Origin of the sequence: Massilia sp. IC2-477 (assembly GCF_020707265.1) — a bacterium.
Lineage (GTDB): Bacteria > Pseudomonadota > Gammaproteobacteria > Burkholderiales > Burkholderiaceae_D > Telluria.
The window spans coordinates 229,205-255,021 of the sequence record NZ_JAJFEQ010000008.1; the positions used below are offsets into that span (position 1 = coordinate 229,205).

The 25,817-nt window shown below is 68.2% G+C and carries 19 protein-coding genes; 11 read left to right on the forward strand and 8 right to left on the reverse strand.

The annotated features are described in order from the left end of the window. Positions 1-6 precede the first annotated feature (6 nt). The 7 genes from LK542_RS17835 (at position 7) to LK542_RS17865 (ending at position 9,157) form a co-directional block, all read left to right on the forward strand. Positions 7-1,302 (forward strand): extracellular solute-binding protein, encoded by a 1,296-nt coding sequence (locus LK542_RS17835; protein WP_227812937.1) that lies wholly within the window; start codon positions 7-9, stop codon positions 1,300-1,302. 8 nt (positions 1,303-1,310) lie between these two features. Further along, positions 1,311-2,192 (forward strand): carbohydrate ABC transporter permease, encoded by an 882-nt coding sequence (locus tag LK542_RS17840; protein ID WP_227802447.1) that lies wholly within the window; start codon positions 1,311-1,313, stop codon positions 2,190-2,192. Then, complete coding sequence (locus LK542_RS17845; RefSeq protein ID WP_227812938.1) at positions 2,189-3,034, forward strand: carbohydrate ABC transporter permease; 846 nt, start codon at positions 2,189-2,191, stop codon at positions 3,032-3,034. Before LK542_RS17840 ends, LK542_RS17845 begins: the two co-directional genes overlap by 4 nt. 14 nt (positions 3,035-3,048) lie before the next feature. Beyond that, positions 3,049-4,155, forward strand: coding sequence for an ABC transporter ATP-binding protein (locus LK542_RS17850; RefSeq protein WP_227802445.1), 1,107 nt, complete (start codon positions 3,049-3,051; stop codon positions 4,153-4,155). Between the two features lie 29 nt (positions 4,156-4,184). After that, positions 4,185-5,192 carry a LacI family DNA-binding transcriptional regulator gene (locus LK542_RS17855; RefSeq protein WP_227812939.1) on the forward strand — a complete coding sequence of 336 codons (1,008 nt, stop codon included), beginning with the start codon at positions 4,185-4,187 and terminating at the stop codon, positions 5,190-5,192. Positions 5,193-5,343: 151 nt separating this feature from the next. Further along, the gene (locus tag LK542_RS17860) at positions 5,344-8,181 is read left to right on the forward strand and encodes a TonB-dependent receptor (RefSeq protein ID WP_227812940.1); all 2,838 of its coding nucleotides are present in this window, start codon (positions 5,344-5,346) and stop codon (positions 8,179-8,181) included. A gap of 10 nt (positions 8,182-8,191) precedes the next feature. Continuing rightward, positions 8,192-9,157 carry a glycoside hydrolase family 43 protein gene (locus tag LK542_RS17865; protein WP_227812941.1) on the forward strand — a complete coding sequence of 322 codons (966 nt, stop codon included), beginning with the start codon at positions 8,192-8,194 and terminating at the stop codon, positions 9,155-9,157. Here LK542_RS17865 and LK542_RS17870 read toward each other — a convergent pair. After that, positions 9,120-10,100 carry an alpha/beta hydrolase gene (locus LK542_RS17870; RefSeq protein WP_227812942.1) on the reverse strand — a complete coding sequence of 327 codons (981 nt, stop codon included), beginning with the start codon at positions 10,098-10,100 and terminating at the stop codon, positions 9,120-9,122. The two genes, LK542_RS17865 and LK542_RS17870, sit on opposite strands and share 38 nt — an antisense overlap. Before the next feature lie 4 nt (positions 10,101-10,104). Further along, positions 10,105-11,055: a 2-hydroxyacid dehydrogenase gene (locus LK542_RS17875; protein ID WP_227812943.1), complete on the reverse strand. Its 951-nt coding sequence runs from the start codon at positions 11,053-11,055 to the stop codon at positions 10,105-10,107. A 172-nt stretch (positions 11,056-11,227) separates the two neighbouring features. Between LK542_RS17875 and LK542_RS17880 the strand changes: the two genes are divergently transcribed. Continuing rightward, on the forward strand, positions 11,228-12,307 hold the full coding sequence (locus tag LK542_RS17880; RefSeq protein ID WP_227812944.1) for an SMP-30/gluconolactonase/LRE family protein: 1,080 nt from the start codon (positions 11,228-11,230) through the stop codon (positions 12,305-12,307). On the opposite strand, the gene LK542_RS17885 is transcribed toward LK542_RS17880, so the two are convergent. From LK542_RS17885 to LK542_RS17895, 3 genes are all read right to left on the reverse strand, one after another. Then, complete coding sequence (locus tag LK542_RS17885) at positions 12,304-15,093, reverse strand: EAL domain-containing protein (RefSeq protein WP_227812945.1); 2,790 nt, start codon at positions 15,091-15,093, stop codon at positions 12,304-12,306. The genes LK542_RS17880 and LK542_RS17885 overlap by 4 nt on opposite strands. Before the next feature lie 154 nt (positions 15,094-15,247). Beyond that, positions 15,248-17,047, reverse strand: coding sequence for a glutathione-regulated potassium-efflux system protein KefC (kefC, locus tag LK542_RS17890; protein ID WP_227802438.1), 1,800 nt, complete (start codon positions 17,045-17,047; stop codon positions 15,248-15,250). After that, positions 17,037-17,621 carry an NAD(P)H-dependent oxidoreductase gene (locus LK542_RS17895; RefSeq protein ID WP_227812946.1) on the reverse strand — a complete coding sequence of 195 codons (585 nt, stop codon included), beginning with the start codon at positions 17,619-17,621 and terminating at the stop codon, positions 17,037-17,039. The genes kefC and LK542_RS17895 overlap by 11 nt, the downstream gene beginning before the upstream one ends. A gap of 168 nt (positions 17,622-17,789) precedes the next feature. Between LK542_RS17895 and LK542_RS17900 the strand changes: the two genes are divergently transcribed. The 3 genes from LK542_RS17900 (at position 17,790) to LK542_RS17910 (ending at position 22,501) form a co-directional block, all read left to right on the forward strand. Continuing rightward, on the forward strand, positions 17,790-21,008 hold the full coding sequence (locus LK542_RS17900; protein ID WP_227812947.1) for a PAS domain S-box protein: 3,219 nt from the start codon (positions 17,790-17,792) through the stop codon (positions 21,006-21,008). 94 nt (positions 21,009-21,102) lie between these two features. Continuing rightward, the gene (locus tag LK542_RS17905) at positions 21,103-21,993 is read left to right on the forward strand and encodes a flagellin (protein ID WP_227812948.1); all 891 of its coding nucleotides are present in this window, start codon (positions 21,103-21,105) and stop codon (positions 21,991-21,993) included. A gap of 112 nt (positions 21,994-22,105) precedes the next feature. Then, a complete protein-coding gene (locus LK542_RS17910) occupies positions 22,106-22,501 on the forward strand; it encodes a hypothetical protein (protein WP_227812949.1) in 396 nt (131 codons plus the stop codon). A gap of 7 nt (positions 22,502-22,508) precedes the next feature. On the opposite strand, the gene LK542_RS17915 is transcribed toward LK542_RS17910, so the two are convergent. From LK542_RS17915 to LK542_RS17925, 3 genes are read right to left on the reverse strand one after another with little or no spacing between them, the layout of a single operon-like run. Continuing rightward, positions 22,509-23,465: an alpha/beta fold hydrolase gene (locus LK542_RS17915; protein ID WP_227812950.1), complete on the reverse strand. Its 957-nt coding sequence runs from the start codon at positions 23,463-23,465 to the stop codon at positions 22,509-22,511. After that, on the reverse strand, positions 23,462-24,271 hold the full coding sequence (locus tag LK542_RS17920; protein WP_227812951.1) for an SDR family oxidoreductase: 810 nt from the start codon (positions 24,269-24,271) through the stop codon (positions 23,462-23,464). Before LK542_RS17920 ends, LK542_RS17915 begins: the two co-directional genes overlap by 4 nt. Then, positions 24,268-25,767, reverse strand: coding sequence for an NAD(P)/FAD-dependent oxidoreductase (locus LK542_RS17925; protein ID WP_227812952.1), 1,500 nt, complete (start codon positions 25,765-25,767; stop codon positions 24,268-24,270). Before LK542_RS17925 ends, LK542_RS17920 begins: the two co-directional genes overlap by 4 nt. Positions 25,768-25,817 lie beyond the last annotated feature (50 nt).

Below are 25,817 nucleotides of genomic sequence, written 5' to 3' on the forward strand. Positions count from 1 at the left end.
ACAGGCTTGACCCCATTCACGTTGCGCCTCGCCGGCGCGGTGCTGGCAGCGCTGCTGTGCGCACCCACGTGCGCGTTGGCGCAGACCGAAGTGCGCATGTGGACGCTACTGAGCGGCGGCGATGGTGCGCGCATGGCGGCGCTGGTTGAACGCTTCAATGCCAGCCAGCGCGAGGTGAGGGTGGTCAGCACCACGCTGAAGTGGGGCGAGCCCTTCTACACGAAGCTCATCACCTCGTCCGTGGTCGGCGCCGGTCCCGACATCGCCACCGTGCACCTGTCGCGCATGACCAACCTGGCCGGCGGCGGCGTGCTGCGCCCGATCGCGCCGAACGAACTGCGCCAGGCGGGCCTGAACCCGGCCGACTTCTATCCGCGCCAGTGGGAGAAATCCCAGCACGCCGGCAAGACCTATGCGATTCCGCTCGACCTGCACCCGCTGGTCCTGTACTACAACAAGAACCTGGTCGGCAAGGCGGGACTGCTCGACGCGGGCGGCAATCTGAAGCCGATCCAGGGCATCGATGCCCTGACAAGCGCCTTCCGCGCCGTACGCCAGGCCACTGGCCGCCCCGGCATGACGATGGAGAGCAACCAGAGTTCCTACGCGGTGTTGCGGTTGTGGCTGTCGATGCTGGCCCAGCGCGAGGTTCCGCTGATCCAGAACGGGCGCTTCGCCTACGGGGCCGCCGGCGTGGATTCGCTGACCCGCATCAGCGACTGGTTCGCCAAGGGCTATGCCCAGGCCGGGCTGAACTACCAGGCATCGACCAGCCAGTTCATGGGCGGCAACGCCGGCTTCATGATCAACGGCGTGTGGGAAGTGCCCGAGATGGTGCGCGCGACCAAGCAGGGCACCCTCGGCTTCGAGTACGGCATCGTGCCGCTGCCGCGCATGTACGGTAACGACAGCGTCTGGGCCGATTCGCACGCCTTCGCGATCCCTGCCAACGAAGGCGAGGCGATGTCGCCGCAGAAGCTGCGCGCCGTAATGCGCTTCATCGCCTTTGTCACCAAGAATTCGCTGACCTGGGCCGAGGGCGGCCACGTGCTGGCCTACCGGCCGGTGGCCGAGTCGCCGGCCGCGTTGTCCCTCATGCCCAACCGTCTGTATGCGGAAGTTGCGCGCAGCGTGATCTACGCGCCGGACGCCTGGTACATGGGCGCCGCCGGTCCGCTGGAGGCGATGGCCTCGAAGTACCTGCCGGCCGCACTCTCGTCGCAACTCACGCCTACCCAGGCGCTGCGCATGTTCGAAACCGAAGCGGCGCTCTTGCTGCGCAAGCGCGCGCCGCGCTACTAGGAGGGACGATGTCCAGGCACCATACCCAGGGCGGGCGCGGCGACACGCTGTCGGCATTCACACTGCTGGCGCCCTTCGCCATCGTGTTCCTGCTGTTCTTCTTGCTGCCGGCGCTTCAGACCTTCTACATGAGCCTGACCGAGAGCAGCCTGACCCGCACCAATGCCTTCATCGGCATCGACAACTACGTGACGCTGGTGCAGGACCCATCCTTCTGGTCGGCGGTCGGCAATACCTTCTATTTCGCGCTGCTGACCGTGGTGCCGCTGACCGCGCTCGGCCTCTTGATGGCGCTGCTGGTCGACCACTTCACCCGCGCCAGCGCGCTGCTGCAGGGGGCCTTCTTCCTTCCCTACGTGCTGCCGATCTCGGTGATGACCCTGATCGCCGACTGGATGCTGCAGCCATCATCGGGCGTGATCAACCACATCTTCGATACCCAGCGCGCCTGGCTGGCCGACCTGACCTGGGCCCTGCCTTCGGTCGCCATCGCCACGGTCTGGTGGACGGTCGGCTTCAACATGCTGCTCTTCCTGGCGGGCCTGCGCAACATTCCGGCCGACCTGTACGAGGCGGCGGCGCTGGACGGCGCCCGCGGCTTCACCCTGTTCCGGACCATCACCTGGCCGGCCATGCGCCCGGTCGTCGGCCTGGCCCTGGTGCTGCAGCTGATCGCCTCGATGAAGGTGTTCGGCCAGACCTACATCCTGACCGTCGGCGGCCCCTTCAACACCACCCGCATGACCCTGCACTACATGTACGAGACCGCCTTCATCCAGAGCGACGCCGGCTATGCGGCCGCGATCGCGATGGCGTTCGTGGCGATCGTGGTGGCGCTGTCGCTGGCCCAGGCCGCGTTCTCGCGCTGGCTGTCGCGGGAGGGCGCATGAAGGGCACGCTGCACGCCCGCGCCAATGCCGGCTGGAGCATGGTCGGCGCCGTCGCGGCTGTTCTGCTGGTCGCATTGTGGGTGGCGCCGCTGCTGTGGGCCATGAGCACGGCGCTGCGCCCGGAGCACGAGACTGTCTCCGCTGTCTTCCATTGGTTGCCGCAGCAATGGACCTTGGCGGCCTTTGCCAAGGTGCTGGCTGCGGGCCGGGTCGGGCGCTGGCTATTCAACAGCGCGCTGGTGGCGCTGCTGGTGACGGTGGCGACGATGGCCCTGTCCCTGATGGCCGCCTACGCCTTTTCGCAGCTACGCTTCCGCGGACGCTCGCTGCTGTTCGGGCTGACGATGCTGTCCTTTCTTGTGCCCTTCGAAGCCCTGCTGGTGCCGCTGTTCCGCATCATGAACCAGCTCGGCCTGATCAACAGCTATGCCGGCATCGTGCTGCCGCAGGTGGTGGCGCCGGTGGTCATCTACGTATTCAAGCAATTCTTCGACACCGTGCCGGCCGACTTCCGCGAAGCCGCCGTGATGGACGGCGCCGGGCCGCTGCGCATCCTGTGGAGCGTCTACCTGCCGCTCTCGGGCAACATCGTGTGGGCGATGGCGATCGTCACCTTCATCGCCGCGTGGAACAACTTCCTGTGGCCGTTCATCATCGTCACCTCGAACGAGATGATGACGATCCCGCTCGGGCTGACCCAGACCTACGACGCGTATGGCGTCATCTATGCCCAGCTGATGGCGGCGGCCCTGCTCGGCGCGCTGCCGGTGGCGCTGGCCTATGTGCTGTTCCAGCGCCGGGTGACGCACGGCTTCCTGGCCGCCACCGGCCTCAAAGGTTAACCGACGGAGAGAGCATGGCATCTGTGCGCCTGCAAGGCATTACCAAGCAGTACGAGAACAACCTGGTCATCAAGGGCATCGACCTGGACATCGCGGACGGCGAGTTCGTGGTGCTGGTCGGCCCGTCGGGCTGCGGCAAGTCGACCCTGCTGCGCATCGTCGCGGGCCTGGAAGACGTCAGCTCCGGCACCGTGGAGATTGGCGGCCGCGACTGCACCGGCGTGGAGCCGGCGCGGCGCGGCATCGCCATGGTGTTCCAGAGCTATGCGCTGTACCCGCACATGACGGTGGCCGAGAACATGGGCTTCGCCCTCAAGCTGGCGAAGGTCCCGCGCGACGAGATCGCCGAGCGGGTGGCGCGCGCCGCCGAGATCCTGCAGATCGGCCACCTGCTCGAGCGCCGTCCCAAGGCGCTCTCGGGCGGACAGCGCCAGCGCGTCGCGATCGGCCGCGCCATCGTGCGCAAACCCGAGGTCTTCCTGTTCGACGAGCCGCTGTCGAACCTGGACGCGGCCCTGCGCGGCCAGACCCGGGTCGAGTTGGCGCGCCTGCACCGCGAACTGGGCGCGACCATGATCTACGTGACCCACGACCAGGTCGAAGCCATGACCCTGGGCCAGAAGATCGTGGTCTTCAATGGCGGGCGCATCGAGCAGGCCGGCACGCCGCTCGAGCTGTACGAGCGGCCGGCTAACCAGTTCGTGGCCGGGTTCCTCGGTTCGCCGCGCATGAATTTCCTGCCCGGCGCACTGGCGGGCGAGGAGGGCGCAACCGCCCATGTGCGCCTGGCGGGCGGCGCCGTGGTTCACGTGGCCGCCGACGCCGCTCATGCCGCGCCGGGCAGCGCGGTCACGCTGGGCGTGCGGCCCGAGCACCTGCGCGTTGAGAGAGAAGGGAGCGCCGGGATCCCGGCCACCGTGACCCTGGTCGAGTATCTGGGCGATTCCACCATCGTCTACGCCCAGGTCGAGGGCGTGCCCGAGATGGTGTCGCTCAAGTGCCGTCCCGATGCCCCCTGTCCGAAGAACGGCGAACGGGTGACGCTCGCCTTCGATCCAGCCCACGGCCACCTGTTCGATGCCGACGGCGCCGCGCTGCCGCGCGCGCCGCTGCCGCGATGAGCGAAACGGGCCGCGCCCGGCGGCCCACCATGACCGACATCGCCAAGCTGGCCGGCGTGTCGCAGTCCACGGTGTCCCTCGTCATCAACCACATGAGCGGGGCCAAGGTGTCCGCCGCCACCCGCAACAAGGTGCTGCGCATCGCGCGCGAGCTGGGCTACCCGGTGGAGCGGCCCGGCCATCCGGCCGCCGTCCACGAGCGCAACCTGATCGTGTATCTCACCGACGAGCTGTCCACCAGCCCGCACGCGATGCAGACCATCGACGGCGCCCGCGACGCGGCGTGGAAGCATGACTGCCTGCTCTCCGTGTACGCCACCCGCAGCGACCCCGAATACGAACAGACCATCCTGCAGCGGGTGCTGGGCGACCCCAGCCTGCTGGGCGTGGTCTACGCCACCATCTTCACGCGCTCGGTCTCGGTGCCAGCCCCGCTGGCCGGGGTGCCGACCGTGCTGTTGAACTGCCATACGCGGGAGCGCCTGTACTCCTCGGTGGTGCCGAGCGAAGTCCTGGGCGGCTTTGCGGCCACCACCCACCTGCTCGACGCTGGGCACCGCCGCATCGGCCTGATCAACGGCGAAGGCTGGATCGAGGCCGCCGCCGAGCGCCTCAAGGGCTACCGCCAGGCCCTGTCCACGCGCGATATTCCCTTCGATGCGCTGCTGGTGCGCGAAGGCGACTGGCAGGTCAGCAGCGGCCACGAGCATGCGCGCACTCTGCTGGACCTGCCCGACCCGCCCACGGCCCTGTTCTGCGCGAACGACCTGATGGCGGTCGGGGCCATCGAAGCGGTGCGCGAGCGTGGGCTGGACGTGCCGCGCCAGGTCTCCGTGGTCGGCTACGACGACCAGGACATCGCCCGTTATACCCAGCCACCGCTCACCACAGTGTTGTTACCAAACTACGAAATGGGGTACTGGGCTGCAGAAAGTTTGGTCGCCCAGGTCAATGGCGGGGTAGCCCGCCGCACCAGCATGAAGATGGATTGCCCTCTGGTGGAGCGTGATTCCGTCGCTCCTTTTTGCCGGATTTGAGCGTTTCTTGAGTGCGCCATTGCGGTGCGATTTCGGATAGTTTTGTCATATTGGTCATAAATTATGAATTGCAATTCATGTTTATGACTAACCCCGATTCCAATAAAGGCGAGCCGATCCAGGCATCGCCAAGCTTTTTCAGGAGACCTCGATGAGCACCTTGAAAGTCCGGCCAGTCTGCGCCGCCGTCATGCTGCTGTGCGCCCAAATCGGCTTCGCCGCCGCCCAAGAAAGCACCCAAACGCCCCAGGCCAGCCAGGGACAAACCGGCCAGGCCAGCCAACCGACCGCCGAGAGCGGGGCGCGTGAATCGGGCCAGGACGGCGCCGCGGCGCCGGCCCCCGCAGGCGGAGGGGTCGCCACCGTGACGGTGAGCGGGATTCGCGCGAGCATCCGTTCGGCCGAGCAGATCAAGCGCGATGCCGAGCAGGTGGTCGATTCGATCAACGCCGACGACATCGGCAAGTTCCCCGACCGCGCCGCCGGCGACGCCCTGCAGCGCATCGCCGGCGTCCAGGTGGGACGCAACCTGGGCGAAACCGGCACGGTGATCATCCGCGGCCTGCCGGACGTGGCCACGACCATCGAGGGCAACGAGATCTTCACCGGTACCGGCCGCCGCCTTTCCTACCAGGACCTGCCGGTGAATTCGATCGCCGGCCTGGACGTGTACAAATCCTCGACCGCCAACCAGTTCGAGGGCGGCATCGCGGGCCTGGTCAACGTGCGCCTGCGCGCGCCCTTCGACTTCAAGGGCTATACCGCCAGCGGCTACCTGGAGACGCGCCGCAATTACGTCGAGGGCAGCGAAGGCACCAAGGACAAGAACAATCCGGGCCTGGGCGTGTTGATGAGCAACCGCTGGCAGACCAGAGTCGGCGAGATCGGCGTGCTGGTCGACGTGGCCTACAACAAGAACCACTGGAGCATGCCGGTGCAGTGGGTCGACCGTCCGGACCGGATCTTCTCCGTCAGCCCCGACGGCACCGCGACCCGCCTGAACGACGACCAGCCGATCGCCCCGCTGCGCCCGGGCGACCGCCTGGGAGAACTGCCGAACATCGGCGGCATCTACAATGCCGGCGAACGGGAACGCGGCAGCGTGCACGCAGCCTTCCAGTGGAAGCTCAACCCGGCGACCGAATTCACCGCCCAGTACCTCGGTACCAACTACCGGTCGCGCAGCGAAGTCGACTACATCCTGAACATCGCCACCTGGACGCCGCGCTTGCAGAACGTGGTGCTGGCCCCGCAGGGCGACTACTGCAACACGCCCGACGGCGTGATCTGCCCGATCCAGTCGGCCTATGCGCCCGCAGCGCAGTTCGGCGGTCCCTACGACTGGGATCCCTACACCGCCACCAGCACCTGGGGCGTGCGCGAGCGTACCGACACCCATTTCCTGAATTTTGGCCTGAAGTACCGCCAGGGCCCGCTGTCTGTCGACAGCAACCTGGCCTTCACGCGCTCCGACTTCATCAACGACACCGTGATCGTCGACCAGCAGATCCCGGGCGCCAGTTCCGCGGTCTACACCTACGGGCGCGACGGTCATGGTGGCTACAACGCCATCACCACGCCGACCTCCAGCAACCCGCTGCGCGATCCGAACCAGTTCGTCCTGCGCGGCATGGTGCAGAACTGGGCCGAGTCGCGCGGCGAGCAGGCGCAGTTCCGCACCGACGCCGTCTACCGCCTGGGCGGCGACAGCTTCATTACCGCCCTGACCGGCGGCATCCGCCTGTCCACCCGCGACGCCAGCTTCCATAGCGGCGAGCGCGCCAGCGACCTGCCGGCCGGCGCCGTGCGCCCGTCGCCGATCGCCGCTTTCGGCCCGTCTTTCCAGAACCTGACCCCTGGCCTGGACCGCCTGGGCGGCCCGTGGTACACGCCGTCGCGCGACTTCCTGATCCATAACGCCGACCAGGTACGCGCCTTCTACGGCCAGCCGGCCGGCCGGGTGCCGGACGACCCGATGCGCCTGTTCGAGCAGCGCGAGCGCACCGCCGCGCTGCACCTGGGCGCGCGCTGGAAGGCCGCGCTGGGCGGCATCGACGTGACCGGAAATATCGGCGGCCGCCTGATCAAGGTCGACCGCAAGCTCGAGGGCAACCAGCGCATCGGCGACGTCGTCACGCCGATCAACCGCGACAGCGACGAGACCAACTTCCTGCCGAACGCCTCGGCCGTGGTGAGCTGGACCGACCGCCTGCAGTCGCACCTGAGCGTCGGCAAGACCATCACCCGTCCGGCATTCGCCGACCTGAACCCGGCCCTGTCCCTGATTCCGCCGACCGTCAACGCACCGGGCACCGGTTCGGCCGGCAATCCGGACCTGGCGCCGACCGAGTCGATCAGCACCGACGCCACCCTCGAGTACTACTTCAAGGACAATGGCTACGCCCAGATCGCGCTGTTCCACCGCGATATCGACGGCTACCTGCAGCGCTTCGAGCAGCAGGAAACCATCAACGGCGTTAACTACCGCGTGACCCGCCCGCAGAACTCGGGCAAGGGCAAGCTGAAGGGCGCCGAGTTCGGCATCCAGAAATTCTTCGACTTCCTGCCGGGGGCCTGGAGCGGCCTGGGCGCGCAGTTCAACTACACCTGGACCGACGGCGAGAACCAGACCCGCACCCCGAACGGCGACTACCGCACCACCGCGCTGATCGACGTGGCGCGCCAGAGCTACAACTTTGCGCTGCTGTACGAGCACGCCGGCTGGACCGGGCGCCTGGCGGCCACCCGGCGCGGCAAGTTCGTGGAGCAGATCGCCGAGCCGCGCTTCGGCCAGGACCGCATCGTCAAGGCCTCGACTTATGTCGACCTGAGCATCGGCTATGCGATCACGCCGAACCTGTCGCTGAACTTCGACGCGATCAACCTGACCAAGGAACGCTACGAGAGCTACCTGGGCGACCCGATCCGTCCGCGCGACATCCGCTACACGCCGACGACGTATGGCTTGAGCCTGCGCTACCAAATGTAAGGAAAGCCAGATGCTGAAGACCTACTGCAACCCGGTCTATCCCGAGATCATGGCCGACCCCTTCGTGCTCAAGCACGAGGGACGCTACTACGCCTACGGCACTGCCCCCGACGGTCCCGGGGGCGGGCGCTTCCCGGTGCTGGTCTCGAACGACCTGGTCGACTGGCACCGCGCCGGCTATGCCATCACGACCCCGGGCGACGACCACTTCTGGGCGCCGGAAGTCGCCTACAGCGAGGGCAAGTTCTGGATGTACTACTCGCGCGGCGACATCGAAGGCAAGCACCAGAAGCTGCGGGTGGCGGTGGCCGACAATCCGGTCGGCCCGTTCACGGACTGTGGCGTGCTGCTGGTGCCGAACCTGCAATTCTCGATCGACGCCCATCCTTTCCGCGACAAGGACGGCCAGTGGTACTTGTACTACTGCGTCGACTTCCTGGAACTGGAGGACGACCACCGCATCGGCACCGGCATCGTAGTGGACCGCCTGGTGGCGATGGACCGCCTGGCGGGAGAGCCGCGCACGGTGGCGCGCCCGCACGCCGACTGGCACCTGTTCAAGAAGCAGCGCGCGATGTACGACGCGGTGTATGACTGGCACACGGTGGAGGGCGCCTCGGTGCTCGTCCACGGCGGCAAGTACTACTGCTTCTACAGCGGCGGCGCCTGGGAAAAGGAAAATTATGGCGTGAGCTACGTGGTGGCCGACCATCCGCTCGGGCCGTTCACCCGGCCGGAGGGGAGCGACGAAGCGCTCCTGATGCGCTCGCGGCCCGGGAACGTGATCGGCCCCGGCCACAATTCCTTCACCGCCTCGCCCGACGGCAGCCAGGACTGGATCGTGTACCACGCCTGGGACACCGCCATGACGGGGCGGCGGATGTGCATCGACCGCCTGGTGTGGGACGGCGGCAAACCGGGCACCGCCGGACCGACCTTTACGCGCCAGCCGGCGCCTGCCGGGCTGGTGCTCTAGCCGCCAGGCGCGCATTGATCCACGCATGGGCATGGGCGCAGGCCGCCCGGCCCATCGCAGTGGGGAAGTGGATCACGCCATGCGGGGCCTCGGGCAGGTCCTGCAATTCCACGTCCGCGACGTGGCGCCAGCGCGCAGCCATCTGTAGCGTGTCGTCGCGCAGCGGGTCGCGCCCGCCCGTGAACATCAGCGCCGGCGGCATGCCGGCCAGGTCGCCGTAGAGCGGCGACAGCGGCGGCGCGCGCCGCTGCGTGTCGTCCAGCCCGGGCGTCAAGAGGCGCAGGGCAGGGAGCATCGCCGGGCCGTCGAGCACCAGCGTGTCGCGGCCCGCGTCGCGTACGCTGGGGCTGCCCGCCAGATCGTAGACGCCGTAATACAGCACGGCCCCGGCAATCCGCTGCAATAGCGATGGCCAGGCCTTCAGCCGCAGCAGCGTGGCGGCGGCCAGGTGCCCGCCGGCCGATTCGCCGAGCACGATCACGGGCAAGTGCGCGCTCGCGGCCAGGCCGCCTTCCAGCAGCCACCTGGCCGCGGCCAGGCAGTCATCCATCATGGCCCCGATCGACGCTCCAGGCGCCAGGCGGTAGTCGACCGAGACCACGTTGACCCGGCAGGCGCGCACGATGGCGGCATTCAGCGCGTCGTTCATCTCGGGATTGCCGATCACCCAGCCGCCGCCATGGATGTCCAGCACGACGCCACGCGGCGAGGCCGGGGGCCGCAGCACGCGCACCGGCACCCGCAAGCCGTCCGCTGCGGCAGTCAGCCGCTCGACGGCAATGCCCTGGCGGCGCAACTTGCGGTCGGCGCCCAGTTGGCTCAGGCGCAGGAGAAGCTGCCCAAGCCGGGGCACGATCGGGTGCCGGTAGCTGAAGCGCGGCGCGCGCGCCAGCTTGTGGTTGAAGCGCCGCAGGTCTTCCAGCATGCGTTCGTCGACTTGCATGCGTTCAGCGCGCTACCGGGGTGAGGGTCGGTTTGCCGGCGAAATGCGCACGCAGGTTGTCGAAGCACAGCTCGCGCATGGTCTGGCGCGCCTCCACCGTGAGACTGCCGACGTGGGGCGTGAGCACCACATTGTCCATCTCCCACAGCGCCGGCGGTACGATCGGCTCGTCTTCGAACACATCGAGCGCGGCCGCGCCCAGGCGGCCCGAGCGCAAGGCCGCCACCAGCGCCGCTTCGTCGACCACGCTGCCGCGTGCGATGTTGACCAGGGTCCCCTCCGGACCGAGGGCGTCGAGCACCGCCGCATCGACGCTGCGCTCGGTTGCGGCGCCGCCGGGCGTGCACGCCACCAGGAAGTCGCTCTCGGCGGCAAGCGCCATCAGCGAGTCGCTGCGCAGCGCCGGCTCCGGCCCCGTGCTGCGCTGGTAGTAGCGGATCGCCATGCCGAAGGCGCGCAGCCGCTCCGCCACCGCCTGGCCGATGCGCCCGTAGCCGTAGATGCCGGCAACCTTGCCGCGCAGGCTGCGTGCGGGACGCAGGGGGCGCTTCTCCAGCCAGTGGCCGGCGCGCACATAGCGGTCGAGCATGGGAATCCGGCGCGACACGGTAAGAAGCAGGGTGGCGGCCAGGTCGGCCACGTCCTCGGTCAGCACATCCGGCGTATTGGTGACCACGATGTCGCGCGCATGCAGTGCCTCGAGGTCGACGGCATCCACGCCGACGCCGTGTACGGCGACGATTTCCAGTGCCGGAAAGCGCGCCGCCAGCGCGGCATCGATCCCGACGGTGCCGGTGGTGAGCACGCCGCGCACCTGCGCCGCGTCGCGCTCGAAGAAGGCCGCCACCTCGGCCGGCGCCATGCGCCCCATCACGTAGCAGGTAAATTCCGCTTCGAGCGCGGACAAGGCCTCGTCGGGCCAGACATTCCCATAGACCGCAATGGCCGGTTTCATCGATGCTTACCTATCTCTGGTTCGGATGACGCATCCTACACGGTTTCGCCCGAATGGCTGCCTGTGGGGCTATGCGGGACGAATTGCCGGAACAGGACATCGCACCTACACTGCCGGTGTGCATCCATCACGAGCCACTCATGGCCCTGTCCTGCGCAGCTGTCTTCCCGCCATGCTGACCCTCCTGGCGCTTGCCGCTTACCTGAGCCTATGGCCGGTGCCGGTCGATCCGGTGGCCTGGAAAGCGCTGCCCGCCCCTGGCTACACGGGGCCCTATGCCGCGAACGACAAGCTCGGACAGCAGCGATTCATTGCGCTGGAGGGCGGACAAGGTCCTGAACACGTGCTGGCGGCGCCCGACGGCCGGATCTACACCGGACTGCAGGACGGTCGCATCCTGCGCATGCAGGCAGACGGCAGCGGCAGGGAGCTGGTGGCGTCCACCGGCGGCAGGCCGCTCGGCCTGGCTTTCGATGCGCAGGCCGCGTTGATTGTGGCGGATGCCATCAAGGGCCTGCTCTCGATAGCGCCGGACGGCGCTACGACCGTGCTGAGCGACACGGTGGATGGGAGCCCGATCGCGTTTGCCAATTCGGTGACGGTCGCCCCCGATGGCCGCATCTACTTTACCGACTCGTCGACGCGCTTCACGCCGGGGCGATGGGGTGGCACCGAGGAGGCGGCGCTGCTGGAGGTCCTCGAACAGAGCGCGACGGGTCGCGTGCTGGAATACGATCCGGCCACGCGCATGACCCGGATTGTCGCCCACGGCTTCTCGCTGGCGAACGGCATCGCCGTCGGCGGCGACGGACGTTCGCTCTACGTGGCCGAGTCGGGGCGCTACCGGGTGTGGAAGATCGCGATGGCCTCGGACCGGCTCGACATCGGGATCGCGTCCACCGAGGCAAGCGTCCTTCTCGACAACCTGCCGGGCTTCCCCGACAACCTGACCCGTGGGCGCGGGGGCAGGATCTGGCTTGGCCTTGCCGGCCAGCGCAACGCCCTTGATGCGATGGGCGAGCGGCCCTTCCTGCGCAAACTCGTGCTGCGGGTGCCGCGCGCCTTGTGGCGCATGCCGCGGGCGTATGGCCACGTGCTGGCATTCACGGACGACGGCGCGGTCGTGGCCAGCCTCCAGGACCCGGGCGGCGCTTCGCTTGCCATCACCGGCGCGACCGAAACCGACGAGCGGCTCTACCTGCACAACGTGGACGGCAAGGCCCTGGGCTGGCTGCCACGTCCGGCCTTCTAGCCTTCCTTCGGCGGCGGCTGGCTGCCGACGAGTGCACGCAACTGCCCCAGCCGCATCGGCCGCGCCAGGTAATATCCCTGGGCCTGGTCGCAGCGCGCCGCACGCAGGAAGTCGCACACCTCCTGCGTCTCGACGCCCTCGGCCACGACCTCCATGTTGAGCGCGTGCGCCATGTCCACGAAGGCCTTCACGAAGTCGAAGGTGCTGACGTTTTCGTCCTGCTGGGTGACGAAGGAGCGGTCGAGCTTCAGCACGTCGATCGGGAAGCGGCGCAGGTAGGCCAGGCCGGAGTATCCCGTCCCGAAGTCGTCGACAGCGATGCGGATGCCCAGCCGCTTCAGTTCGCGCAGCATCGAGGCGGTGTGCTCGATGTCCTCGATCAGGGCGCTTTCCGTCAGTTCCAGTTCCAGGCAGGCCGGCGGCAGGCCGCTGTCGGCCAGCGCCGCACAGACCTCGGCGGCGAAGCCGGGCTGGGCCAGCTGACGCGCCGAGACGTTCACCGACACCATGACGCGGGTGCCGTAGTCGTCCATCAGGCGGCGCGTGCGGGCGCAGGCTTCGCGCAGCACCCAGCGCCCGATCGGGACGATCAGCCCGGTCTCTTCGGCGATGCCGATGAACTGCTGGGGCGAGACCTGGCCGCGTTCCGGATGGTTCCAGCGGATCAGCGCTTCCATGCCGATCAGCGCCATCCCGTCCAGCGCATAGCGCGGCTGGTAGTGCAGTTCGAACTCGCCGCGCGCCAGCGCCGGCCGCAGCGAGACCTCGAGCGCCATGCGCTCGCGGGTCGCTACCGTCATCTCGGGCTCGAAGAAACGGTAGCGGTTGCGGCCGCTGTTCTTGGCGCGGTACATCGCAGTGTCGGCGGTCTGGAACAGCAGTTCGCGCGTCTGCGCGTCCTGCGGGTACATGCTGATGCCGATCGAGGCGCCGACGATGACATCGATGCCGCCTACGGCAATAGGCGCGGTGAGCACGTCGAGCAGCTTGTCGGCGATGCGCGCCGCGGCCGCCTGGCCAGTGGCGCAATGGGCCGCCACCACGAACTCGTCGCCGCCGAGGCGCGCGATGATGTCGGTCGGCCGGATCACCTTGCGCAGGCGCGATGCGACTTCGCACAGCAGCACGTCGCCCGATTCGTGGCCGAAGGAATCATTGACTTCCTTGAAGCGGTCCAGATCCAGGAACATCACCGCCACCGAGCTGCCGTAAGGGGCGGCATCGAGCATCTGCTGCACCCGCTCGCCGAGCAGGGCGCGGTTGGGCAGGCCGGTCAGGGTGTCGTGGGTGGCCAGTTCCTGCAGGCGGTTCTCGGCCGCCTTGCGTCCGGTGATGTCGGTCATCAGGCCGGTCAGCGACAGCGCGCGGCCCTCGTCGTCACGCTTGATGCTGCCGTTGAACAGCACGTGGATATGGTAGCCGTGGCGGTGCTGCAGGACCGCTTCGACGCCCTGCACCGTGGCCGGACCCGCGTCCCACACGTCGAGCGTCGGCAAGGGGCAGGACACGAACAGGTCGTCCAGTCTCAGCGCCAGCAGCATCTCGCGCGGATAGCCGGACAGGGCGCACAGGGCCGGGTTGACGTCCTGCAGGGCGCCGTCGCGGCCGGCCAGCAGGTAGCCGGCCGGCGTCATCTCGATCACCTCGCGGAAGCGCCGTTCGCTCTCGCGCAGCTGGCGCTCGGCCTCGGCGCGGTCGCTCAGGTCGCGGATCACGGCCAGGAAGTATTCTTCGCCCTCGTCGTCGAAGCGCGAGATCTGCACTTCGGCCGGGAAGCTGGTCCCGTCCTTGCAGCGCTTGTCGGTGCGCAGCAGCTGGGCCTGGCCGGCACGCAGGCCGGCCAGCAGGGCGCGACCCTCGGGGAAGCCGAAATTGACGTCGGTGGCCAGCATGCCGAGGAATTCGTCGCGGCTGTAGCCGAAGCGCGCGCAGGCGCGGTCGTTGACCGACACGATGCGCAGCGCGCCGTCGACGATCATGACGCTGTCGCCGGCCTGGTTGAACAGCTTGCGGAAGCGCTGCTCGCTCTTCTTCAGCGCGTGCTCGGCCTCGCGCTTGGCGGTGATCTCGTGAAAGTAGACCGAGATGCCGTCCGCGTGCGGATAGACGCGCGCCTCGATCCAGACCTGGCCCGGCTCCCAGAACACCTCGAACGCGTCGGCCTGGCGCGTTTGCATCGCGCGCTGGTAGCGCGGCAGCGAGGGCGAGTGCTGCAGGTCGGGCGCCACCTCGAGCAGCGGCTTGCCGATCGATTCGGCGGCGTCGACGCCGACAAAGGCGGCGGCCTTGCGATTGGCATAGGTGAGGCGCCAGTTGCTGTCGATGGCGAAGAAGGCGTCGCCGATGCTCTCCAACATGCTGCCCAACGCCGCCTCCGAGCGCAGCAAGGCTTCGCGCGCCTGCTGCTGTCCGGTGACGTCGCGCGCGGTGACGAACATGCGGCGGTGCGAGGCCGACCAGCGCGCCGCGCTCGCCATCTGGATCACACTGCCGTCCTTGCGCCGCACCCGCAGGGCCACGTCGGTACGCTCCGGGCAATCGCCATGCAGGCTGGCCTCGATGGCGCGGGCTTCGGCGTGCTGGCCGGGATCAAGGAGGTCGGTGTAATGGCGCCCGGCCAGTTCTTCCGGCTCGTAGCCGAGCAGGGCGCGCGCTGCGGCGTTCACGCGCAGGATGCGTCCGGCGCCGTCGTGCACCACCATGAGGTCGAGCGCATTGTCGATCAGGGCCGAGTATTCGGCGGCGAGCAGCGCCGAAGCGTCGGCGGAGCCAGTGGAAGTGTCCAAGATATTCACGAGTGTCGCGGCCGGCGCCGCCTGGAATGGCAGGACCGCTTATGCGCCCCGCATGCGTGAGTATAGCTGTTACCTTAGGGCAACAGTGCCGGGGGAGCGAATTTACGACACTTGTATAGGCAACTTTCCGTATCTTGGGTGACCCTCAATCCCGGTCCGGTTCGCGATCGTCGCGGATCGCCACGAAGTCGCGTTCGAACATGGCGTGCAGCTCTTCGCGCGCGCGCCGCGCCATCGACGCATACTGCTTGCGGTCCTTGTAATAGGGGTAAACGTCGAGCACGCTCCGCAGGTTGTGCTCGCGGAAGCGCATCGCTGCCTGGCGCGCAAGGTAGGCCCCGAAGCCCAGCTGCTCCATCGTGCGGCGTCCGAGCATCAGGGCCGACTCGAAGGTCTCGCGCTCGATCACGGTCACGCCCAGGTCCATCAGCTGGTAGTAGTGGGTGACGTTGCGGGCGCGCGCCAGGATCGGCAGGTCGGGGAATTCCTCGCGCACGCTGGCTGCCAGCTTCAGGCTGTCGTCGATGCCGTCCACCGCCAGCACCAGGGCCCGCGCATGGCCGGCGCCGGCGGCGTGCAGCAGGTCGGTGCGGGTCGCGTCCCCATAAAACACCTTGAAGCCGAAGTCGCGCAGGGTGTCGATCTGGTCCGGGTCGTGGTCGAGCATGGTGAGCGGCACTTGGTTGGCGTGGAGCAGGCGGCCGACGATCTGGCCAAAGCGCCCGAAGCCGGCGATGATCACGTGGCCCTGGTTCGGGTCGATGGTATCGGCGTCACGTTGGTGGCGGCGCTGCCAGCGCGGCTCGAGCACGCGGTCGTACAGGATCAGGAGCAGCGGGGTGGCCAGCATCGACAGCGCCACCACGACTACCAGCGTGGACGCGGTATCAGCCGAGAACACGCGGGCGGCGGCCGCTGCGCCGAACACGACGAAGGCAAACTCGCCGCCCTGCGACAGCAGGAAGGCGAACAGCACCCGCTGGCGCCCGCTCATGTTGAACCAGCGCGCCAGGAACCACAGCACGGCCAGCTTGATGGCCAGGAATGCGGCCGCCATGAAGACGATGCGCCAGGGCTGGGCCAGGAATACGCCGAAGTCGACCGACATGCCGACCGCGATGAAGAACAGGCCGAGCAGCAGGCCCTTGAAGGGTTCGAGGTCGGTTTCGAGCGCGTGGCGGTATTCCGAGTCGGCCAGCAGCACGCCGGCCATGAAGGCGCCCAGGGCCATCGACATCCCGCTTGAGGCCATCAGCAGCGAAATCGCGATGATCAGGAGCAGGGCGCAGGCGGTGAAGATCTCGCGCATGCCGGTGCGCGCGATGAAGCGCAGCAGCGGGCGCACCAGGAAGCGTCCCGCCACCACCAGGGCGCCAATCACGGCCAGCGCCTTGAGCACGCCGACCCAGCCCGAGCCCGCGTGCGCTTCCGGCACGCCCAGCACCGGCACCAGCGCGATCATCGGGATCGCGGCAATGTCCTGGAACAGCAGGATCGAGAATCCCGCCTGGCCGGCCGGGGTCGGGATCAGGTTGCGTTCCTGCATGGTGGTGAGCGCGATCGCGGTCGAGGACAGCGACAGGCCGAGCGCGGCGATCAGGGCGGTCTTCCAGCCGATCCCGGCCAGCACGGCGGCAAGCAGCAGCAGGGCGGTGACGCCCACCACCTGGGCCGTACCCCAGCCGAAGATCGAGCGGCGCAGCGACCACAGGCGGCTCGGCTCGAGTTCGAGCCCGATCACGAACAGCAGCAGCACCACGCCGAACTCGGAAAAGTGCAGGATGGTCTCGACTTCGCGGATCAACCCCAGGCCCCAGGGACCGATGGCGATCCCGGCCAGCAGGTAGCCGAGCACCGCGCCCAGGCCCAGGCGCTTGGCCAGCGGCACCGCGATCACGGCCGCGCTCAGGTAGACGAGCGCGTTGAGCAGCAGGTCATGCTCCATGCTCGAGTCCTTCCTCGGTAACGATGCCCGCATGCCGGGCCAGCAGCGAGCGCAGGTCGTCGGCGTGGCGTGCGGCGGCATCCAGGTCCTGGGCGTCGGCCCCGTAGAACACGTGCGGGGCCAGCCAGTCCATGCCACAGGCCCGCGCGCTTTGTTCGAGCGGCGCCAGGTAGTCCTCCAGCGGCCGCCCATGGACACCGCCCGGGCGGTAGTCGATGGCAGCGCCGGCGCAGGCGACTGCCGCGAACACCGCCTTGCCCTGCAGGCGTCCCGGCGGCTGCGTCCACTCGGGCTTGAGCACGTTGTCGAACCATTCCTTCAAGAGGGCCGGCATCGTGTACCAGGCCAGCTGGAACACGAACACGACGAGCGGCGCCGCCTTGAGCAGGCTGCGTTCGCGCCGTACGTCGATGTAGAAATCGGGGTACAGCTGGTACAGGTCCTGGACCTGGACCCCGGGCAGGGCGGCCACGGCTTCGGCCACCCGGCGGCTGATGCGCGAGCGGTGCAGCGAGGGATCGGCAAAGACGACCAGAGCCCGCAAATCGGGCGCGTCGGGTTGGTCGGGCATCATGGGCAGCTCCTGCGAAAGCCGTTGGGATGGCGCGATTGTACATTGCAAGAATGTCATGGCGCATTTTCCAGGTATGTGTCTTCGCTGCGTAATGACGCGTCACATTCATGTTTCATTGTTAGTGCATAGATATTACAATTGCCTATCTACAAACGAGGATCACTCAGCATGGCGCAAGCGGCAGTTGCAGCATCCCGGCCTTTCGCTCAGGGCACAGGCCAACTCGGCAGACTCATCGAGCAATTCGACTGGAGCGCCACCAGTCTTGGACCCATCGCCGGCTGGCCTGCCGTCGTGCGCAACACGGTCGAGCTGATGCTGCGCTCGCCGGTGCCGATGGTGACCATGTGGGGCGCTGACGGTGTGATGATCTACAACGACGGCTATGCGGAAATCGCAGCCGAGCGCCATCCCCAGCAGCTGGGCGCGCCCGTACGCGAGAGCTGGCCCGACGAAGCGGACTTCAACGATAACGTGATGCGGATCTGCCTGGCTGGCGGCACGCTGTGCTACCGCGATGCCGAGCTGAACCTGCGCCGCCACGGCGAACCCGAGCAGGTCTGGCTGAACCTCGACTATTCGCCTGTCGCCGCCGAGGACGGCAGCGTGCTCGGCGTGCTCGCCCTGCTCACGGAGACCACCGCCAAGGTGCGGGCCGAGCGCTACCTGGCCGGCGAGCAGGACCGCCTGCGCGCGATGTTCGCCCAGGCGCCCGGCTTCATGGCGATGCTGCTTGGCCCCGAGCACCGCTACGAGCTGGTGAACGAAGCCTACCTCGGCCTGGTCGACCGGCCCGATGTGGTCGGGCGCACCGTGCGCGACGTGCTGCCGGAAGTCGCCGCCCAGGGTTTCCTGGCGCTGCTCGACCGGGTGTATGCCAGCGGCCAATCGCACACCGGCGAGGCCACCGAGATCTGGCTCACCGCCGCCTCTGGCGAGAGCTGCCTGCACTACCTCGACTTCGTGTTCCAGCCGGTACGCGAAGAAGGCGGCGCCGTGATCGGCATCTTCGTACAGGGCAACGACGTCACCGAGCGGGTGCTGGCCGAGCGCGCCCTGCGCGAAAGCGAGGCGCGCTTCCGAACCTTTGCGCAGGCGATGCCGAACCAGGTCTGGGGCGCCGATGCCCAGGGGCGTCTCGACTGGTTCAACGAAAAGATCTACAGCTACAGCGGCTTCAGCCACGCCGACCTGGCGGCGGACGGTTGGGGGCGCATGATCCACCCGGGCGACCTGCACGCCGTGCGCACCCGCTGGACCGAAGCGGTGGCCACCGGCACCGTGTTCGAGGCCGACGTGCGCCTGCGCCGCCACGACGGCAGCTACCGCTGGCACCTGAACCGCGCGGTCCCGCTGCGCGGCGAGCATGGCCTGGTGGTGGGCTGGGTGGGAACCAATACCGACATCGAGGAGCAGAAGAACACCGCGCAGCGCTACGCCGCCCTGAACGACGACCTGCAGGGCCAGGTGGCGCTGCGCACGGCCGAGCGCGACCGCATGTGGCGGCTGTCGAAGGACATCCTGATGGTGTGCGCCTTCGATGGCCGGGTGGAGGCGGTCAGCCCGGCCTTCGGCGCCCTGCTGGGCTGGTCCGAAACCGACGTCCTTGGCAAGAACTTCCTCGAACTGGTGCACCTCGAGGACCGCAGCGCCACCGTCGCCCAGATGGCGGCGCTGGGCCGCGGCGCCTACGTCAACAAGTTCGAGAACCGCTACCGGCGCAAGGACGGCAGCTGGTGCCTGCTGTCCTGGACCGCGTCGCCGGACGAGCGCTACGTGCATGCGATCGGGCGCGACATCACGGCTGACCGCGAGCAGGTGGAAACCATCCGCCGCACCGAGCTGGCCCTGCAGCAGTCGCAGAAGATGGAAACCATCGGCAAGCTGACTGGCGGCGTAGCCCACGACTTCAACAACCTGCTGCAGATCATCTCGGGCAACCTGCAGCTGCTGCAGATGTCGGGCGTGGCGAGAAGCGCCGCCAACCCGGACTGCGGGCGCTGGATCGAGAATGCGCGCCTGGCGGTGGACAAGGGCGCCAAGCTGGCCAGCTACCTGCTCGCCTTCGGGCGCCGCCAGCCGCTCGAGCCGAAGGTCATCAGGATCAGCCGCCTGGTGTCCAACATGGAAGACCTGCTGCGCCGCTCGCTGGGCGAAGAGATCGAGATCGAAATGGTGATCTCGGGCGGCCTGTGGAACACGGCGGTCGACGTGGCCCAGGTCGAGAACGCGCTCCTGAACCTGGCGATCAATGCGCGCGACGCGATGGAGGGCAGCGGGCGCATGACGATCGAAGCCACCAATGCGGTGCTCGACGACCTGTACTGCCGCGCGCACGGCGACGTGATCCCCGGCCAGTACGTGATGCTGGCGGTGAGCGACACCGGCTGCGGCATGCCGCCGGAAGTAGCCAACCGCGCCTTCGAGCCCTTCTTCTCGACCAAGGAAGAAGGCAAGGGCACGGGCCTCGGGTTGTCGATGGTGTACGGTTTCGTGAAGCAGTCGGGCGGCCACGTCAAGATCTACAGCGAGATCGGCCAGGGCACCACGGTCAAGCTCTACCTGCCGCGCTCCACCGCCGCCGAAGAACCGCTCGGCCCGGTCGAGCAGCAGCAGGCGGTGGGCGGCAGCGAGACGATCCTGGTGGCCGAGGACGACGAAGCGGTGCGCGCCACCGTGGTCGAGATGCTGTCGGGCCTGGGCTACCGCGTGCTGAAGGCGCCCGATGCCGCCAGCGCGCTGGCCGTGATCGACAGCGGCGTGCCGATCGACCTGCTGTTCACCGACGTCGTCATGCCGGGGCGGCTGCGCAGCCCGGAGCTGGCGCGCATGGCGCGCGAGCGCCTGCCCAACCTGGCGGTGCTGTTCACCTCGGGCTATACCGAGAACGCGATCGTGCACGGCGGACGCCTCGATCCGGGCGTCGAACTGCTGGGCAAGCCCTACACCCGCGAACGCCTGGCGCGGCGCATCCGCCAGGTGCTGGCGAACCAGAAGCGGGCGCCCGAGGCCCCGCCCGCGCCGCCGGCCCCGCCGAAAGCGTCCGGTCTGGCGATCGTGCTGGTCGAGGACGAAGAGAACATCCGGACCAGCACTGCGGCCCTGCTCGAGCACCTGGGACACCGGGTGCAGTCGGCGCCCGATGCGGAAACGGCGCTGCCCATGATCAGCGCCGCCACCGATGTCCTGATCACCGACGTGCAGCTGCCGGGCATGTGGGGCGACGCCCTCGCGGCGCAGGCGCGCAGCAATGCGCCGGGCGTGCGCATCGTGTTTGCGACCGGGAATGGAGAGGTGGCGAACTGGCCGGATGCAGTGGTGCTGCGCAAGCCCTATGACCTGCAGAGCCTGATGAGGGTACTGGGGCAACAGGCAGTGGCCGCTTGACAGGAGGGAAACGGTTGGCAGGATGCCACACCCAGAAAGGGTAATGTGGCGTCTTGCCTTTTGACAAGATGTGTTTCCTGATACAATCAGCTTCATGCTGAGTCTCCACACCAACCGCGCTTCCCTTGTCAGCCAGAACGCCCTCCAGCGTTCGGGCCAGGCACTGGCGCAGTCCCAGACCCGCCTCGCAACGGGGCGCCGGGTGAACTCGGCGATGGATGACGCGTCGGGCCTACAGGTGGCCACGCGGCTGAAGGCCCAATCCAGCGGGATGGCGGTTGCCATGCGCAATACCCGGAACAGCATCTCGATGCTGCAGACGGCGGAAGGGCTGATGGATACGGTCGGGACCATCCTGATCCGCATCCAGGACCTGGCGATCCAGGCTGCCGACGCCTCGAGTACGGACGACGACCGTGCGGCCCTGCATGCGGAATACGTCCTGCTCAGCGAGCAGGTGCTCGACACCATTCACGAAACGCCGTATAACGGCTCGCCGCTGATCCGCTATACGGTCAGCACTCCGGGCACCCTGGGCAGCGGCCCGCAGGTATTCCAGATCGGCGCCAGCCCGGATGAGACCATGTCGGTCGATTTCCGTCCTGCACTGGGAAGGCTGAACGGCTCGCTCTACTATGCGATCGATGGCGGCAATCTTGCCGGCTACCCGGTCGACGCGGGTGGCACCGAGCTGACCTCCAGTGCATCGGCCAATGTGCTGGTCGGCAAGGTCGGCGAGGCACTGGCGGACGTGGGGCAGGTGCGTGCCCAGCTGGGAGCCACGGCCAACCGCCTGGAAAGCGTGCATCGCAATCTCAGCAACATCAAGACCAATACCGAGGTCGCCCGCGGCCGCATCGTGGACACGGATTTTGCCAGCGAGACCGCAGCGATGACGGCCAGCCAGATGCTGATGCAGAGCGGCACTGCCATGCTCAAGCAAACCAACAGCATGTCGCAGTTGGTCATATCCCTCCTGCAATAAACTTCTGTCTTCCGGCGGCCTCTTCCTACAGTCGCGGCAGGCGCCGGCCTATTCGTGCGCGCTCCTCGTGGGTCTATGATGCTCGCATCATTCCATGAATACGGAGGCCAGCATGTCGATGCAAAGCGAAGGCAATAACGCAAAGGGACGCAACTACCACCAGACCACGCGCGACGGCACGGGCAGCGCAGCCAGTGTCGGCACCGGCGGTACCGGCGACATCGGCGCCATGGGCAGCGAATCGGTCGGCCAGGGCAACCAGCAGTCCAGCCGCAGCGATGACCTGCTCGCCGGCGACACCACGCACCAGGAGGCCGACCAGGCCTTCAGCGGCGGCAGCCAGTCCGGCCAGGTACAGACGGGGATGGAAGGCATCGGACAGGGCAAGCGCCAGTCCGGCCAGCCGGGGAGCCAGCAGTCCGGCCAGGACCAGAACCGACAGGGCGGCCAGGACACCAGCCAGACCGACGCCGACCAGTACGACCAGGGTACGGCGCCGCGCGAATAAAGCGCGTTTAGCCAGCCAGGGCCAGGCGGGTAGACGCCGCTTCCTCGATGAAGCGCGCCGTCAGTTCGGGCTGGGTCACCGGCAGCATGTGGCCGCCGTCGACCAGTTCGAGGCGTGCGCCGGCGACCTTGTCGGCCAGCGCCTGGCCGTTGGCGCGCCAGTCGAGCAGGCGGTCTTCGCGGCCGAACAGGATGTGCAGCGGCACGCGCAGCGCGGCGTAGCGCTGCTCCAGCTGCGGCATATGCCCGCCAAGCGCCTGCAGATCGGCGCTGCTCGCCAGGAACTGACCCGGACGCAGGCTGAGCAGGCCGCCGCCGCGGGTTGGAAAGTCACGCGGGACGGGCTCGGGGCCGAACACCTCGGCCAGCACGCCCTTGCTGGCCACGATACTCAAGGGAACCGCCAGGGTCGCGGCGAACAGGCGGCGCAGCCAGCCGGTTTCGATGGTCAGGGCGCGGAAGGCCGACGGCACCGTGCCTGGTGCGTGCGTGAGCGGCGCCACCAGGGCCAGTGCGCCGACCTGGCCCGGATGATCGAGCGCCAGCGTGAGCGCGGTGGCGCCGCCCAGCGAGTGGCCGACCACGGTCGGACGCTCCAGCCCCAGCTTGTCGATCAGACGCGCGATGGCGCGCGCCTGGGTCGCGAGGTCGGCCGGCACGCCCTCGGGGCGGGTCGAGTAGCCGGAACCCGGGCGGTCCAGCGTGACCACGCGGTAGCGCTGGGACAGTTCGCGCACGGCGCCGTAGTTGAAGTGCGCCATCTGGCCGCCCAGGCCATGGATCATCAGGAGGGCCGGGCCGCGGCCCTCGTCGCGCACGTGCAGGCGCACACCCTCGACCTCCACGAAACTGCCGCTGGGCGGCAGGTAGGCTTCGATGCGGCGCGCGGTGCGCCGGGTGAAGACAGCCAGCAGGACCAGCAGCAGCGCGAGGCCGCCGAGCACGTACAGCAGGGGTGAAGTCATCGGGCGCTCGCTTTCTTGAGAAGTTTCCAGTAATGGACAGGGCTGAGGCGTTCGAGCAGGGCCACGAATTTGGCGTCGCTGCCAACCAGGATGCGGGCCTGGCGCCGCTCGATGCCGCGCACGATGATCTCGCCCGCCCGTTCCGGCGGCATGCGCAGCAGGCGCTGGGCGATCGCGCGGCCGCGCTCGATCTCGTGCGCCGGGGCGCCCTGCGGCACCCGGGCATTTTTCGCGATCGAAGTCGCGATGCCGCCCGGGTGGACCACGCTGACCGCTACCTTGCTGCCTTCGAGTTCGTGGCGCAGCGCATTGCTGAAACCCCGTACCGCGAACTTGCTGGCCGAGTAGGCGCTCTGGCCGGGCGGCGAGACGATGCCGTAGATGCTCGAGACGTTCACCAGGCGCGCGTCGTCGCTGGCGTGCAGGTGCGGCAGGAAGGCGCGCGTCATGCGGACCACGGCGTGGAAGTTGATCTCCATGAGCCAGTCGAAGTCGGTCTCAAGCACCTGTTCGAAGCTGCCGCCCAGGGCCACGCCGGCATTGTTAATGACCAGGTCGACCCGGCCGTGCGCTTCCAATACCGCCTCCGGCAGCGCGCGCACGGCTGCGCGGTCGGCTACGTCGAGCGCATGGCTGGAGGCGCGCACGCCCAGCTGGCGCGCGGCCTGGGCGGTATCGGCGGCAGCCATGCCGTCGATGTCGGCCAGGGCCAGGTGGCAGCCGCGCTGCGCCAGGGAGAGCGCGGTGGCGCGGCCGATGCCGCCGCCGGCGCCGGTAACGACCGCGACGCGGTTGGCGAGTTTCATGGCATGGCTCCTTGCGCGCCGAAGCGCAGAACGCCGTCGTCGATACGGCCGTAACGGATGGTCAGGAGGTCGCGCAGGTAGTTCTGGTAGACCTGCCAGGGCTTGCGCGCGCCCTGCTTGGGCAGGATGTGGCGGGCCCGTTCGACGTAGCCGGAATTGAAGTCGAGGAAGGGCGCTTCCGGAACCTGCGGGTCGCGGTGCGCCACCGCGATGGCCTGGCCGCGCGCATCCATGTGGCGCAGCAGGCGGCACACCCAGGCGGCGGTGAGGTCGGCTTTCAGGGTCCAGGAGGCGTTGGTGTAGCCAAAGGCCAGCGCGCAATTCGGCACGCCGCTCAGCATCATGCCCTTGTAGGACATGGCGCGGCTCGGGTCGATCACCCGGCCATCGACCACCAGGGTGGCGCCGCCGAACAGCTTGAGGGTCAGGCCGGTGGCCATGACCACCAGGTCGGCAGGCAGTTCGCGTCCCGATTCGAGCTGAATCCCGCCCGGCGTGAAGCGGGCGATGCGGTCGGTGACCACCGAGGCGCGGCCCTTGCGCACCGCCTTGAACAGGTCGCCGTCCGGGACCACGCAGACGCGCTGGTCCCAGGGCTTGTAGCTGGGCGTGAAGTGGGCGGCCGCGGCTTCCCGGGAGTTGAGCTGCTGGCCGGCCATCTCGACGATCTTCTGCTTGACCAGTTCCGGCTTGCTGCGCGCCAGCCAGTACAGGAACATGCTCTCGCCGATCACGCGCCAGCGCGTCAGGCCGTAGGCCAGCTGCTCGGGGAACAGGCGGCGCATGCGTTCCGCAAAGCGGTAGCGCGAGGGCCGCGCCACCACATAGGTAGGGGAGCGCTGCAGCATGGTGACGTGAGCCGCCCGTTCGCTCATGGCCGGCACCACGGTGACGGCGGTGGCGCCGCTGCCGACCACCACCACCTGCTTGCCGCTGTAGTCGAGGTCTTCGGGCCAGAACTGCGGCTGCACGATGCGGCCGGCGAAGCCGTCCTCGCCCTCGAAGCGCGGGCGGTAGGCTTCGTCGTAGCTGTAGTAGCCGCTGCACAGGTAGAGGAAGCGCGCCCGCACCGTGCGCTTCTCGCCGCTTGCCAGCTGTGCTTCGACCGTCCACAGGGCTTGTTGCGAGCACCAGCTGGCGCCCACCACCTTGTGGCCGTAGCGGATGTGGGGCTCGATGCCGTTCTCGCACGCGGTGCTGCGCACGTAGTCGAGGATGGCCGGGCCGTCGGCGATCGCCTTGGCGTCCAGCCAGGGACGGAAGGAGTAGCCGAGGGTGTACATGTCGGAGTCGGAGCGGATGCCGGGATAGCGGAACAGGTCCCAGGTGCCGCCCAGGCGCTCGCGCGCCTCGAGGATGGCATAGCGCTTGCCGGGGCAGCCCTGCTGCAGGGCGCTGGCGGCGCCGATGCCGGACAGGCCGGCGCCGACGATCAGGACGTCGAGCGGACTCTCGTCGGGCGCAGCCCGCGCGGGGGAAGGTGCGGATGGATGCATGCTGTCTCGTATTTTTGAGCTTATGTTGACACTGTACATTGTCAGAATTT

Excerpts from the sequence above, each read along its gene's own strand:
- LK542_RS17840 (WP_227802447.1), top strand. The coding sequence starts at position 1,311 with ATGTCCAGGCACCATACCCAGGGCGGGCGCGGCGACACGCTGTCGGCA.
- LK542_RS17845 (WP_227812938.1), top strand. The coding sequence starts at position 2,189 with ATGAAGGGCACGCTGCACGCCCGCGCCAATGCCGGCTGGAGCATGGTC.
- LK542_RS17850 (WP_227802445.1), top strand. The coding sequence starts at position 3,049 with ATGGCATCTGTGCGCCTGCAAGGCATTACCAAGCAGTACGAGAACAAC.
- LK542_RS17855 (WP_227812939.1), top strand. The coding sequence starts at position 4,185 with ATGACCGACATCGCCAAGCTGGCCGGCGTGTCGCAGTCCACGGTGTCC.
- LK542_RS17860 (WP_227812940.1), top strand. The coding sequence starts at position 5,344 with ATGAGCACCTTGAAAGTCCGGCCAGTCTGCGCCGCCGTCATGCTGCTG.
- LK542_RS17865 (WP_227812941.1), top strand. The coding sequence starts at position 8,192 with ATGCTGAAGACCTACTGCAACCCGGTCTATCCCGAGATCATGGCCGAC.
- LK542_RS17870 (WP_227812942.1), bottom strand. The coding sequence starts at position 10,100 with ATGCAAGTCGACGAACGCATGCTGGAAGACCTGCGGCGCTTCAACCAC.
- LK542_RS17875 (WP_227812943.1), bottom strand. The coding sequence starts at position 11,055 with ATGAAACCGGCCATTGCGGTCTATGGGAATGTCTGGCCCGACGAGGCC.
- LK542_RS17880 (WP_227812944.1), top strand. The coding sequence starts at position 11,228 with ATGCTGACCCTCCTGGCGCTTGCCGCTTACCTGAGCCTATGGCCGGTG.
- kefC (WP_227802438.1), bottom strand. The coding sequence starts at position 17,047 with ATGGAGCATGACCTGCTGCTCAACGCGCTCGTCTACCTGAGCGCGGCC.
- LK542_RS17895 (WP_227812946.1), bottom strand. The coding sequence starts at position 17,621 with ATGATGCCCGACCAACCCGACGCGCCCGATTTGCGGGCTCTGGTCGTC.
- LK542_RS17900 (WP_227812947.1), top strand. The coding sequence starts at position 17,790 with ATGGCGCAAGCGGCAGTTGCAGCATCCCGGCCTTTCGCTCAGGGCACA.
- LK542_RS17905 (WP_227812948.1), top strand. The coding sequence starts at position 21,103 with ATGCTGAGTCTCCACACCAACCGCGCTTCCCTTGTCAGCCAGAACGCC.
- LK542_RS17910 (WP_227812949.1), top strand. The coding sequence starts at position 22,106 with ATGTCGATGCAAAGCGAAGGCAATAACGCAAAGGGACGCAACTACCAC.
- LK542_RS17915 (WP_227812950.1), bottom strand. The coding sequence starts at position 23,465 with ATGACTTCACCCCTGCTGTACGTGCTCGGCGGCCTCGCGCTGCTGCTG.
- LK542_RS17920 (WP_227812951.1), bottom strand. The coding sequence starts at position 24,271 with ATGAAACTCGCCAACCGCGTCGCGGTCGTTACCGGCGCCGGCGGCGGC.
- LK542_RS17925 (WP_227812952.1), bottom strand. The coding sequence starts at position 25,767 with ATGCATCCATCCGCACCTTCCCCCGCGCGGGCTGCGCCCGACGAGAGT.